The organism is Streptomyces sp. NPDC111656, assembly GCF_055656965.1.
Window position 1 is genome coordinate 289,850 of sequence record NZ_JBVKCA010000003.1, and the last position, 12,578, is coordinate 302,427.

The window sequence follows — 12,578 nt, forward strand, 5'->3', positions numbered from 1 at the left end:
GCGTGCCCGCACGGTCGTCCCCGGTCACCCCGGTCGCCCCAGCCACCGCGACACCTCCCGCCGCCCTGCGTGACCGGCCGTTCCGGCTGACCGTCCCCCCGGTGTCCGGCGTACTGCGCCCGCGCCTGGCGCTGACCGGGGCGGCCGTCGCCCTGGGCGCGTTCCTGCTGTTCTGCTGGGGCCTGACCATCGGCGACTATCCCGTGGCCTTCACCGACGTCATCAGGGCGCTCGGGGGCGCGGGCGACCCCGGCACGGTCACCGTCGTACAGGATCTGCGGCTGCCACGCGCCCTGACGGGACTGCTGGTCGGCATCGCGTTCGGGGTCTCCGGGGCCGTGTTCCAGACGATGACCCGCAACCCGCTGGCCAGCCCCGACATGATCGGGCTGACCGAGGGCGCAGGAACGGCCGTCGTGGCCGCCGTGGTCCTCGGCTGGACCGGCGGCCTCGGCCTGTCGACGCTGGGACTGCTCGGCGCCCTGGCGACCGCGCTGCTCGTGTACGCGCTGGCGTGGAAGGGCGGGGCCACCGGATATCGCATCATCCTCGTCGGCATCGGCGTGTCCTGGATCTGCACCAGCGCCACCGACTTCCTCGTGGCGCGGGGCAACCGGTTCGAGGCGCAGGAGGCCATCGGCTGGCTGGTCGGCAACCTCAACGGCCGCACCTGGGACCAGGTGGACTCGCTGGCCCTCGCCATGGCCGTACTCCTGCCGATCACCCTGGGCATGGGCCGCTGGATGCGCACGCTCATGCTCGGCGACGACGTGGCCGCCGGACTCGGCACGCCCGTCCAGCCCGTCCGGCTGGCGCTGCTGCTGACCGGGGTGGGACTGGTCGCCTTCGGTACGGCGGCGGCCGGTCCGGTGGCCTTCGTCGCCCTGGCATGTCCGCAGATCGCCCAGCGGCTGGCGGGCACCTCGTCGCCGCCCCCGCTCGTCTCCGGTCTCACCGGCGCGTTCGTCGTCCTCGGCTCCGATCTCCTCGCACGCGAGGCGATTGACGGGACGGAACTGCCGGTCGGGATCGTCACCGGCGCCCTCGGCGCGCCGGTCCTGCTGTGGCTGCTCATCCGCGCCAACCGCGCGGGCTCTGGAGGCTGATCGCATGTCGACCACCGACCCGCGTACCCCGCGGAAGGCCCCCTCGGAGGCCGGCACCGGCCTACCGCGCCCGCCCGGCCTCGGCACATCCGGGCCGGACGGATCTGGCGTCCCTCACCCACTCGCCCCGGGGCCGGAGTTGCGGGCCAGGAACCTGCATCTCGCCTACGACGGGCGGGCGGTGGTGGAGGACCTCGACCTCACCGTGCCGACCGGCCGGATCACCGCCATCGTCGGGGCCAACGCCTGTGGCAAGTCGACCCTGTTGCGCGCGCTCGCCCGGCTGCTGGCCCCACGCCAGGGCGTCGTCGAACTGGACGGCGCCGCCCTGCGCTCCCTGCCCACCCGCGAACTCGCGCGCAAACTCGGCATTCTGCCGCAGACGCCGGTGGCGCCGGAGGGGCTGACGGTCGTCGACCTGGTGGGCAGGGGCCGTTCACCGCACCAGACCTGGTGGCGGCAGTGGTCCGCGGCGGACGAGGAGGCCGTGACCGCGGCCCTCGCGGCGACCGGTCTGACCGACCTCGCCGACCGCCCCGTCGACGAACTCTCCGGCGGGCAGCGGCAACGCGCATGGATCGCGATGGCCGTCGCCCAGGGCACCCCCGTCCTGCTCCTGGACGAACCGACGACCTATCTCGACCTCGCCCACCAGATCGACGTACTGGACCTCATCACGGACCTCAACCAGCGCGAGGGGCGCACGGTGGTGATGGTGCTGCACGACCTCAACCAGGCCTGCCGGTACGCCGATCACGTCATCGCCATGAAGGCGGGCCGCATCGTCGCCGAGGGCGCGCCCGCCGAGGTGGTCACCGAGACCACCGTCGAGGACGTCTTCGACCTGCGCTGCCGGATCACCCCCGACCCGGTCAGCGGCACACCCCTGGTCATTCCGCTGGGCCGACACCACCACGACGAGGGCACCCGGACCGAGGGCGCGGTCTCGGCGGCGGTCGTCGACTGACCACGCGGTGACGACGCCCCCGCCGTCGGCGGCGGGGGCCCTACGGTCCCGCTACTCAGGGACGGGACGTCAAGTACCCGCCCATGGTGCGGAAGTAGTCGGCGGCCGCGTACTCGGTCCCGTCGTCGGTGCGCACCCGCCGCACCAGGAGCCCCCGGCAGCGCCCCGTGTACGCCTCGGCGCCCGCCACCACGACCACCCCGTCTCCCTCACGGATGAAGATCCGGCCCGGCGTACCGCCGTAGCACCCCTCCGACACGGCGGCGGAGACGATCCTCAGCCGCTGACCGCGATGGAAGGCGTACGCGTTCGGGTACGGATCCGACTGGGCCCTGACCAGCCGCTCCAGCCGCTCCGCGGGCCAACTCCAGTCGATGCGGCTGTCCTCCGCCGACCGCTTGTGGAAGAAGCTGGCGCGGGCACGGTCCTGCGGCACCCACTGGCCGGCGTCCCGGCCCGCGGCGATCAGGTCGAGCGACTCACGCACGATGGGCGCGATGAGGTCGACGGTCCGGTGGAACAGATCGGTCGCCGTGTCGGTGGGCCCGACCGGCACCGACCGCTGCACCAGGATGTCCCCCGCGTCGAGTTCGGCGTTCATGCGGTGCGCGGTCACGCCGACACGTTCCTCGCCGTTGACGAGCGCCCAGATGATCGGCGAGAACCCCGCGTACGACGGCAGCAGCGAGTCATGGACGTTCAGGGTGCCGTGCGGCGGGAGGTCGAAGAGCTCCGGGGGCAGCCAGGTCCGCCAGTTGTTGGCCACGATGATGTCCGGCCGGGCCTGGCGCACGGCGGCGAGGAGTTCGGAGTCGTCGGGGCGGTTGCGCAGCAGGACGGGGACGTCGTTCTTCTCGGCGAGTTCGGCGACGTTGTCGTCCCAGATCTTCTCGTAGGCGTGCTCGCTCTTCGGATGGGTGACGACGAGAACCACCTCGTGATCGGAGTCCAGCAGCGCCTGAAGCGTGCGGTGACCCCAGGTCTGGTAGCCGAGCATGACGACCCGCATGACGGTCCTTCCCTTCAACGACTCCATTGCAAGGTAAGCCTTACCTTATCTAGCATGAGGCTGCCTGAGGGAGGCGATGCCACGGTGAAGTCACCGCTCTTGGATTCCGAAGTCGTCCACGACGTCCTCGGAATCGGTTTCGGTCCGTCAAATCTCGCTCTGTCCATAGCGGTTGAGGAGCACAACGAGAGCCTTCCGGCAGACCGTCGCCTCAACGCGCTGTTCCTGGAACGCCAGTCACGCTTCGGCTGGCACCGGGGCATGCTGATCGACGACGCCACGATGCAGGTGTCCTTCCTCAAGGACCTCGTCACCCTGCGCAACCCGACGAGCGACTACAGCTTCCTGTGCTTCCTGCGAGAGCGGGGCAGGCTGATCGACTTCCTGAACCAGAAGACCCTCTTCCCCCTGCGGATGGAGTTCCACGAGTACTTCGAGTGGGCCGCGGAGCGGGTCTCCCACCTGGTCTCGTACGGCAGTGAGGTCGTCGCCGTCGACCCGGTGCGCGACGACGACGGCCAGGTGGTGTTCTTCGACGTCACCTGCCGCGACACCGCGCGTCCCGGGCCGACCGTGACGCGCCGGGCCCGCAACATCAGCGTGGCCATGGGGCTGGAACCGCATGTGCCGCCGGGTCTTGACCTGGCCGAACGCGTCTGGCACAACAGCGAGTTGATCCCCCGCGCCGTCCGGCTGGCCGACACGGGTGCTCCGGTACGGCGGGCCGTCGTGCTCGGCGCCGGCCAGAGCGCCGCCGAGGCGGTGGACTACTTGCACCGCACCTTCCCGGACGCCGAGGTGTGCTCGGTCTTCGCGAAGTACGGCTACACGCCCGCCGACGACAGCCCGTTCGCCAACCGGATCTTCGACCCGGAGGCGGTCGACGTCTACTTCTCGGCGCCCTCCGAGGTCAAACAGTCGTTGCTCGACTACCACCGCTCCACCAACTACTCGGTGGTCGACATGGAGTTGATCGAGTCCCTGTATGCCACCGCGTACCAGGAGAAGGTGGCCGGGCGGGAGCGACTGCGCTTCCTCAACGTCTCGCGCGTCCGGGCCGTCGACCCCGCTACCGACGGCGGCCTCGACATCGCCGTCGAGTTCCTGCCCACCGGCGAACGGCAGGTGCTGCCCGCCGACGTGCTCGTGCTCGCCACCGGCTACCGGCCGCGCGACCTCGCGCCCCTGCTCGGCGAGGCGGCCAAGCTCTGCCTCAGGGACGACGGGGACGAGATCCGCGTGGGCCGGGACCACCGGGTCGAGACGGCGCCGGAGGTGACCGCCGGCCTCTACCTCCAGGGCGGGACCGAGCACACCCACGGGCTGACCAGCACCCTGCTGTCGACCGTCGCGGTCCGGGCGGACGAGATCCACCGCTCCGTGCTGGCCGGGCGGACCACGGGCTGACCCCACCGGAACTCTCCGGTCCCGGACGGCACAGTCCGTCCCGGACCGGAGGTTCACATCCGAGCCGTCAGGCGCCCGCCTCAGTACGGCCCATGGGTCCAGCGTCCGCCCGTCATCGTGGCGTGCACGGGCATCGTGCGCAGTGTGCCCGTGTCGGCGTCCAGCGGGTCCACGTCCACGACCACCAGGTCGGCCGGGTCCCCGACCCTGATGAGCCGGCGCCCGCGGGCCGCCGCGACGAGCGCGTCCGGGACGGACAGCCGCTGCTCCGGGTGCCACGGGGGGCGCTCGTCATCGGTACGGCTGACGGCCGACGCGATGGCGAGCCAGGGGTCGAGCGGCGAGACGGGGGCGTCCGAACCGAACTCCAGACGGGCCCCGGCGGCCAGCAGATCGGCGAAGGCGAAGGCCCGCTCGGTGCGCCCGGCCCAGTGCCGGTCCGCCACATCACGGTCGTCCGTCGCGTGCCGGGGCTGCACTCCCGCCGTGACACCCAACCGCGCGAATCTCGGGAGGTCTTCGGGGCTCAGCAGCTGCGCGTGCTCGATCCGGCCGCGGCAGCGCACCGCCTCGAAGGCGTCCAGGGCCACGGTGTTGGCACGGTCGCCGATGGCATGCACCGCCGGTTCGATTCCGTGCGCGGCGGCCCGCCGCATGAGCCGCACCAGCTCCCCCGGTGACGTCTCCTCGATCCCGTGGGAACCGTCCGTGCCCGCCAGCCCCGGATAGGGATCGCGGCACAGGGCGGTACGGGTGTTCAGCGAGCCGTCGGTGAAGAGCTTCAGCGGACCCACCCGCACCAGGCCTCCACCCACGCCGAGTTCGGCTCCCGTGCGCAGTCCGCGTTCCACCGCCGCGTCCAGGCGGCTCGGATAGACGGCGGCCGCCACCCGCACGGCGGGCGGGGACTCGGCCGAGCGCCGCTCCCAGTCCTCGACCGTGTCGCCGTACTGGAAGTCGATGACACCGGTGACCCCGCGCGCGGCGGCGGCCTCGCAGGCGTCCGCGATCCAGCCGTCGACCACGTCGGCCGGCGCCGCGGGGAGGGCGGACAGGACCTCGTGGCACTCGTGTTCCCTGACCAGACCGCTGGGATGGTCGCCCCGGCCGACGAGCGCGAGGCAGGCGGAGTTCAGCCATGCGGCGTGCAGATCGGCGCTGACCAGGGCGACCGGCCGGTCGGGCAGGGCCGCGTCGAGCAGCCGCTTGTGCGGGGCGTCGGGCCACAACCCGTCCCGGAACCCGTAGCCGAAGAGCACCGTGCCGTCGGACGCCCCGCCGCCGCGTGCCCGCACGATGTCGGCCACCGCCCGCGCGGAGGCGGTCCCGGACAGGTCGAGCCGGTGACGGGCGCTCGCCCACTCGGCCATGTGGACGTGGGCGTCCCACAACCCCGGCAGCAGCACCCGCCCCTCCAGATCGAGGACACGCTCACCGCCGGCCGGCCTCGCCCGCCCGCCGGGGCCCTCCTCGACGACGACATGGGTGACTCTGCCGCCCGCCACCCGCAGGCGGACGAGCGGTCCACCCGCGCCGAGCCGCACCCGGTCGAGCGTCAGCGCGGTCGCCGGGGACAGGTCTCCTCCCGGGAGCCTGCGCCGGGTGCTTACGAAGTCCGCCATAAAGCCTCCATCTGCGACGACACGCGATATCGACCGGACCGCGTCGGACGCGACCCCCAACCGAACACCCTCCAAGTAAACTTAGCCTTACCTTACCTTCCTGATCCTCCCCCCGTACCTCTCCGATCCTCCCCCGTCCCGCGTGCTCGGCGGCTGACGTGACCGGTAGGCTTCAACTGCCCGACCGTTGCCAGGAGCAGCAACCCCTCTAGGCCCTGTCGTCACATTCCCGTCCGCCCCGCGCTCGTGGCATCCGCCCCGCCCTGGAGAGCACATGCCCGCTGGTGAACAGATGCCAGGCCGTCTCGACCGTGGTCGAACCCACCGGCTCACGGGCCGTGCGACGGGTTGTCCATGCTGAGGGATCCCCTCGATCGGATCGGCCGCTACCGTCTGGACCGGCGCCTCGGCGCGGGTGGCTTCGGCGTGGTCTGGCTGGCCCACGACGAGGTGCTCGAGGCCGTCGTCGCCCTGAAGGTACTGTCCGACAACTGGGCCGACCACCTCGACGTCCGCGAACGTTTCCTCTCCGAGGCCCGGCTGCTGCGCAAGGCCGACTCGAACCGGGTCGTCCAGGTCTACGACATCGGTGAACTGCCCGACGGCAGGCCCTACTTCGTCATGGAGTACGCCGACGGAGGCACCCTCGACGACCGGATCGAGGCCGGGCCGCTGCCCATCGCCGAGGCACTGCGCCTGACGGCCCTCGCGGCACGGGCCGCGGCCGCGCTGCACGAGGCCGGGATCGTGCACCGCGACATCAAGCCGTCCAACGTACTGCTGCGCACCTCCTCCGGCGGCGCCGACCGCGTCCTGCTCGCCGACCTCGGGCTCGCCAAGAGCCTGGCGCAGGCCTCCGGGCTGACGATGGCGGCCGGTTCCGCGGGCTACACCCCGCCCGAGCAGGCCCAGCCCGGTTCGGGCATCGACGCGCGGGCCGATGTGTACAGCCTCGGCGCCTTGGGCTACCACCTGGTCACGGGGTCGGTCCCCGGGCCGCCCGGCAAGGTCGTACGACCCGAACGGCTGCGTACGGATCTGGCCCCGGGCGTGCAGCGGGCGCTGCTGCGCGCCATGGAACCCGACCGCGACCGGCGCTGGCCCACGGCGCTGAGCCTGGCCGTGGAGTTGGAACGGCTGGCCGAACAGGTGTCGATGGGGGCGGTCCGTGTGCCCCGGCGCCGTCGGCGGACCGCGCTGGTGGCCGTGGCCGCCGCGGTCGCGATCGGCGCGGCCGGTGTGACCACCGCGCTCGTGACCCGACGGTCCGACGCCCCGTCCGTGACGGTCGAGGACGCCTCCGGACAGGTCTCGGTCGAGGTTCCGGGCGGATGGGGCCGCCAACTGCGCGACTCCGGATGGGATCCGCGGACCGTGGGCCTGTCGGACACGCACGAACCGGGTCTCGCCGTCGCGGACGACCTGGCGAAGTGGCAGAACCTGCGCTCGGGTGTGGACGGGGTGTTCGTCGGCCTGAGCGAACACGGCGACGTACGCGGCAGGGTCGGGGCGATCGCCCACACCGCCTGCCACTACGAGGGCAGCCGCACCTATACGGGCACGCGCTGGCACGGGCTGATCCGCACCTGGAGCGCCTGTCCTGGCAGCCATGGCTCCCTCACGGAGGCGGGGCTCACCTCGGCGGGCGGGAGCCGGCAGCCGCAGCTGTACGTCCAGATACGCCAGGCCGCCGGCAGCGCCGCGACGACCGACCGGGTACTCGGCTCCATACGGGCCGGAGACTGACGCCGGGAAACCGACGAGCCGGAGGCCGACCAGCGGGAACCGGACGAGCGGCGCCGAGGCCCGGATCACGGTCCCCGTTCCGGGATCCGCGGAAATCGCGCGTCCGGTCCGCGAACCTTTTCGCGTGCCCGAGCATCGGACACTGGTGACGGAGCACAGAGCGCCGTTCGCACGCCGAGTCAGGGCGCGTGCGGTGAATTCCAAGGAGTGTTGACATGGCGACCTTCCGGCCCGGCGACGCGGTTCCCGTCCGCCGCCCGTCCTCCCCCACCCACCGGGCAGCGCTGGTCGCGGGTGTCGCGCTGCTCGGCCTGCTCACGGCCTGCGGCACCGACCACGGCGCCGCCAGTCCTCCGCAGAAGCTCTCCGGCACGGCCGAGCCGGCCTCCGGCGACAAGACCACCGACACCACCGGTACGGGCGCCGCCCCGACCGGTTCCCCCACACCCTCGGCAGCGGCCTCGAACTCGTCGTCGACCTCGAACTCCTCCTCGACCGGGAGCGGCTCGTCCGGCGGTACCCGATGCCACACCTCGGAGCTGCGCGCGACGGTCGGCGCCAACGATCCGGGCGCCGGTCAGGAGAACTTCCCCGTCGTCCTCACCAACATCTCCCACCGCACCTGCACCGTGCGCGGCTTCCCCGGGGCGGCGTTCGTCGACGCGTCGGGCAAGCAGCTCGGGCCCGACCCGAGGCGCTCCGCCGATACACCGACGACGGTGACGCTGGCGCCGGGGCGGAGCGCGTGGGCCGGGCTGACGTTCTCCAATCCGGGCATCAGCGGGGCGAAGACGGCGACGCCCGCCTCGCTGATCGTCACACCGCCCGACGAGCGGGACCCGCTCAAGGTGGCGTGGAAGGGGGGCGAGGTGCCCGTGTCGGGAAACGCCTCTTCCGTGTCCCTGACCGTCGTCCGCGCCGGCAACGGCGCCTGACCCCAGCCGGCGTCACCCGGCCCCGCCCCGCCGTCCGCCCCGCGGATCGGCGGGGTTTGTCACGGAACAGCAACACGTGCCGATCCCGGCGACCTTTCCCGACGATCCACGCATCACACCGTTTGACGCACCCCGCAGAGCGGCGCGTCACAGGAACGGAAGCTCCCGCCCGCGGGCGGGAGCCGGATCGAGAACATCGGGGGTTCATCATGACCGGCATCTCACGCAGGCGTCTGCTGACCGCGACGGCTTCGGCGGGCGCGCTGGGCGGCCTGGGCGCGCTCACCGCCTGCTCGGCGAACGACTGGTCCGTGGGCAGCAGCGCCAAGGGGGACACGAGCGGCAAGCCCCCCAAGCCGAAGCTGATCGGCGACGGCTCCACCGCCGACACCGGGGCCCAGCCCAAGCAGCCGAAGGCCGAACGGCTGAAGCCGGGCGAGCGCCCGCCGCAGTTCGTGGTCTTCTCCTGGGACGGCGCGGGCGAGCTCAGCAACAAGCTGTTCTCCCGCTTCCGCAAGGTCGCCGCCGACCACGGCGCCTCGATGACGTTCTTCCTCAGCGGCATCTACACACTGCCCGAGTCGAAGAAGCACCTCTACAGCCCGCCGCAGCACCCCGTGGGCGCCTCCGCGATCGGCTACCTCTCCGACCGGCACATCCACTCCACGATCCAGCAGATCCGGTCCGCCTGGCTGGAGGGCCACGAGATCGGCACCCACTTCAACGGCCACTTCTGCGGCGCGGACGGGGTGCGCCGCTGGTCCCCCGCCGAGTGGCGCAGCGAGATCGCGCAGGCGAAGAAGTTCGTCACCGAGTGGAAGACCAACACCGGCTTCACCGACCTCGAACCGTTCCCCTTCGACTACGAGAAGGAACTGATCGGCGGCCGAGCCCCGTGTCTGGAGGGCCAGTCCAACCTGCTGCCGACCGCCGCCGCCCTCGGCTGGAAGTACGACGCCAGCAGCCCCGGCGGCCTGCAGATGTGGCCCGGCAAGGTCCAGGGCGGCAGGATCTGGGACTTCCCGCTGCAGTCCATACCCTTCCCCGGCCACTCCTTCCAGGTCCTGTCGATGGACTACAACCTGATGGCCAACCAGTCCCACGCCAACCCGCTCGGGGACAAGTCCATGTACGACGCCTGGCGCGCCCAGGCCCGCGACAGCTATCTCGCCGGCTTCCGCCGCGCCTACGAGAGCAACCGCGCCCCCTTCTTCATCGGCAACCACTTCGAACGCTGGAACGGGGGGATATACATGGACGCGGTCGAGCAGACCATCAAGCAGATCGCCGGGCACGACGACGTGCGCATGGTCTCCTTCCGCCAGCTCGTCCAGTGGCTGGAGGCCCAGGACCCGGCCGTACTGCGCAAGCTGCGCACCCTCAACCCGGGACAGTCGCCCCTCGGCGGCTGGTCGGAGTTCCTGGGCACGGCGGCCTCGCAGTCGGCCACGGCGAGTTCCTGACGACTCCGACGCCGACCACCCCTACGCACACGACCGCGGCCAGGCGCGCGTGGCCCGGCCGCGGTCGGTGTGACGTCCAGAACGGGTCAGCGAGGGCCGCCCTGGCCGCCGCCGTGTCCGTAGCCGCCGTACCCCCCGTAACCGCCGTACCCATAACCGTCGTAGCCGTCGTAGCCGCCGTAGCCATCTCCGTAGCCGTACCCGGGATCGCCGTACTGTCCGCTCGAAGGCGCGCAGTAGTAGTACGGGGAGCAGCTGTCGGCGGGTGACGAGGGCGCGGGCGTCGAGGGCGCGGCCGAGGGCCGGGGCGACGACTTGGGCACGGTCGCCGACGGTGACTTCGACGGCTCGGGAGAGGCCTGACCCGACGATGTCGTCGTCTGCCCGGCGGAGTCCCAGTTGACCGCCTCCATCTGGAGCGAGGGCGACGAGGTGTCCATCGTCCAGTGCTGGTCGGACTCCTCCCCCCGGACCTTGAGGACCACGGACGCCTCGCCCTTGGTGGAGGCGGGGGTGAGGACCAGGTCCTGGTTCCAGCGGGGCACCACCATGCCCTGGAGGGTGAAGTCGTAGCGCACGTTCTTGGTGCCCGGTTGCGACGCGCCGGTGCAGGGCGCGAGTTGGACCGAGTAGCCGAGGTGCGAGTCGAGGCAGAGGTCGGGGGCGGCGAGGTCGCGCAGCAGTCCGTCGTCCTCGTACGACCATTCCTGGCTCGCCGTCGAGGAGCACGGCGTGAGCGCGGTCTCCACGCCCTTCGCCGGTTTCTTGCCCACGATGCCGATGCACAGCCCGGTCTCGGTGTTGCGCAGCCGGCCGCGCACGCCGCCCTTCGACGTGTCGCCGGTGCCTATCCAGGACGGGTTCGATCCGGGCGCCTTGACCGGGCCCGAACTGGGCGAGCCCGAGGGTCCGGCGCCGTCGGCGATGCCGGGCGCGCCGTCCGAGCTCTGGGTGACCCACAGGACCAGCGGGACCAGGATCATTCCGCTCACGGTCAGCGCGGCCAGCGCGATGTTGTTGCGACGCGGGGCGCGGCGGGAGGAGCGCCGGGGCGCCTTGTGCGTCGGCGGGCGGGAGTCACCGGAAGCGCGGCTGCGGGGCGCGGGGCGCGGGGGCTCGCCCGGAACGAGGGGCGCGTGGCTGGGAAGGGGAGGGATTCTGTGCGCGGCCGGGACGGTGTCCGGGACTTCGGTCACTTCCACGATCGCGTCGAGGCGTCCGGGGCGGGAGTCGAGGTAGGGCGCGGCGCCCCAGCCGAGCAGGGCCTCGGCCAGGGACAGCGCGAGGTCGCCGTTGAACCGGCTCAACTGGTCGGCGGTGTGACGGCAGTGCCGGCACCGGCCCATGTGCCTGCTCAGATCGGCGTCGAGGTCGAGGCCGCCGCGGCGCAGGGACACATCGAGCATCCGGTGGAAGCGGCGGCACTCCTCCTCCGGTGCCAGTTCGCGGTGGATTTCCAGGCAGCCCTCGCGCAGGCGTTCCCGGGCCCGCCGCAGTTCCACCACGGCGTCGTCGTCGCCGATGCCCAACAGCCCGGCGGGTACGGCGAGTTGCTCGGCCTCGACCTCGGTGTGCCACAGCAGACAGCGGGCGGGCTCGGGAAGCCGCTGGAACGCACGGGACAACTGCCGTCTGTTCTCCGGCGGCAGAAGTCGCGCCATGACCCGGTCACGGCTGTCGGAATCGGCCAGCAATTCGGGATGAAGCATCTCCCGCCGTTGGTCCCCGAGCCATTCGGCGGTCATACGCCGTACGGTGACCAGCAACTGCGGCCGCCAGGCGGCCGTCGGTCCGGTCTGCCGCAGCGATTCACCGAACAGCCGGGTGAATGCGGCCGTGGTGAGCATTCCGGCGGGACGCACACCGTTGGTGCACAGGCGCGCGTAGGCGAAGACCGCTTCCCAGTGACGGTCAAGGAGTTCCCCGACGGGATGGTGCGCGGGCGTGTTCCCCGAGCTCTTCTTCAGGTCCGCCGCGAGCCGCTCATCCGAAACCTCGAACAAGCGACCGGGCGTTGGGGAATGAGACACCGCTGCGTCATTCACGTCCGCTTTCCTCCCAAAGGTAACGCAGGAATTAGTCCATACCAATGGGTATGTAGCCCGCCCGGCGAAGCGGAGGGACTACCCATGGGGGGTTTGTTACCGCAATCGCCCTCTCCGACAGCTCTTTTGAAGCGAGGGGCGGCGCGCGGGCACACCGTGCGCGTACAGAAGGAAGCGAATTGTCTGCACGCCAACAGGGCACACCTTTGCACAGTGCGCCGAGCCGAAACAAGAGATCTCGTCACCTTCCCTTTTCCGCCGCGCGCGGACTGTTTGAA

9 protein-coding genes are annotated in these 12,578 nt (G+C 71.6%); 6 read left to right on the plus strand and 3 right to left on the minus strand.

What is annotated here, in order from left to right; genetic code table 11:
* Window positions 1-2: 2 nt before the first annotated feature.
* A complete protein-coding gene (locus tag ACZ7M3_RS11585) occupies window positions 3-1,106 on the plus strand; it encodes a FecCD family ABC transporter permease (protein WP_472062605.1) in 1,104 nt (367 codons plus the stop codon).
* A 4-nt stretch (window positions 1,107-1,110) separates the two neighbouring features.
* Window positions 1,111-2,073 (plus strand): ABC transporter ATP-binding protein, encoded by a 963-nt coding sequence (locus tag ACZ7M3_RS11590; RefSeq protein WP_472062607.1) that lies wholly within the window; start codon window positions 1,111-1,113, stop codon window positions 2,071-2,073.
* Between the two features lie 55 nt (window positions 2,074-2,128).
* Here the strand turns inward: ACZ7M3_RS11590 and ACZ7M3_RS11595 are convergent, their stop codons facing one another.
* Window positions 2,129-3,082, minus strand: coding sequence for a methionyl-tRNA formyltransferase (locus ACZ7M3_RS11595; RefSeq protein WP_388394103.1), 954 nt, complete (start codon window positions 3,080-3,082; stop codon window positions 2,129-2,131).
* Between the two features lie 54 nt (window positions 3,083-3,136).
* On the opposite strand from ACZ7M3_RS11595, the gene ACZ7M3_RS11600 reads away from it, so the two are divergent.
* Entirely contained in the window at window positions 3,137-4,489 is a 1,353-nt protein-coding gene (locus ACZ7M3_RS11600; protein WP_472062609.1) for a lysine N(6)-hydroxylase/L-ornithine N(5)-oxygenase family protein, read from the plus strand.
* Window positions 4,490-4,569: 80 nt separating this feature from the next.
* Here the strand turns inward: ACZ7M3_RS11600 and ACZ7M3_RS11605 are convergent, their stop codons facing one another.
* On the minus strand, window positions 4,570-6,111 hold the full coding sequence (locus ACZ7M3_RS11605) for an amidohydrolase (protein ID WP_472062611.1): 1,542 nt from the start codon (window positions 6,109-6,111) through the stop codon (window positions 4,570-4,572).
* Between the two features lie 354 nt (window positions 6,112-6,465).
* Here ACZ7M3_RS11605 and ACZ7M3_RS11610 point away from each other — a divergent pair, with 354 nt between their 5' ends.
* The 3 genes from ACZ7M3_RS11610 to ACZ7M3_RS11620 all read left to right on the plus strand — a co-directional run bounded on the left by ACZ7M3_RS11610 (window position 6,466) and on the right by ACZ7M3_RS11620 (window position 10,255).
* Window positions 6,466-7,857 (plus strand): serine/threonine-protein kinase, encoded by a 1,392-nt coding sequence (locus tag ACZ7M3_RS11610; RefSeq protein ID WP_472062613.1) that lies wholly within the window; start codon window positions 6,466-6,468, stop codon window positions 7,855-7,857.
* A 215-nt stretch (window positions 7,858-8,072) separates the two neighbouring features.
* Window positions 8,073-8,792, plus strand: a complete 720-nt coding sequence (locus ACZ7M3_RS11615; protein WP_472062615.1) for a DUF4232 domain-containing protein — start codon at window positions 8,073-8,075, stop codon at window positions 8,790-8,792.
* A 209-nt stretch (window positions 8,793-9,001) separates the two neighbouring features.
* Window positions 9,002-10,255 carry a polysaccharide deacetylase family protein gene (locus tag ACZ7M3_RS11620; protein ID WP_472062617.1) on the plus strand — a complete coding sequence of 418 codons (1,254 nt, stop codon included), beginning with the start codon at window positions 9,002-9,004 and terminating at the stop codon, window positions 10,253-10,255.
* Between the two features lie 86 nt (window positions 10,256-10,341).
* Here the strand turns inward: ACZ7M3_RS11620 and ACZ7M3_RS11625 are convergent, their stop codons facing one another.
* Entirely contained in the window at window positions 10,342-12,258 is a 1,917-nt protein-coding gene (locus ACZ7M3_RS11625; RefSeq protein WP_472062619.1) for a ricin-type beta-trefoil lectin domain protein, read from the minus strand.
* Window positions 12,259-12,578: the final 320 nt, after the last annotated feature.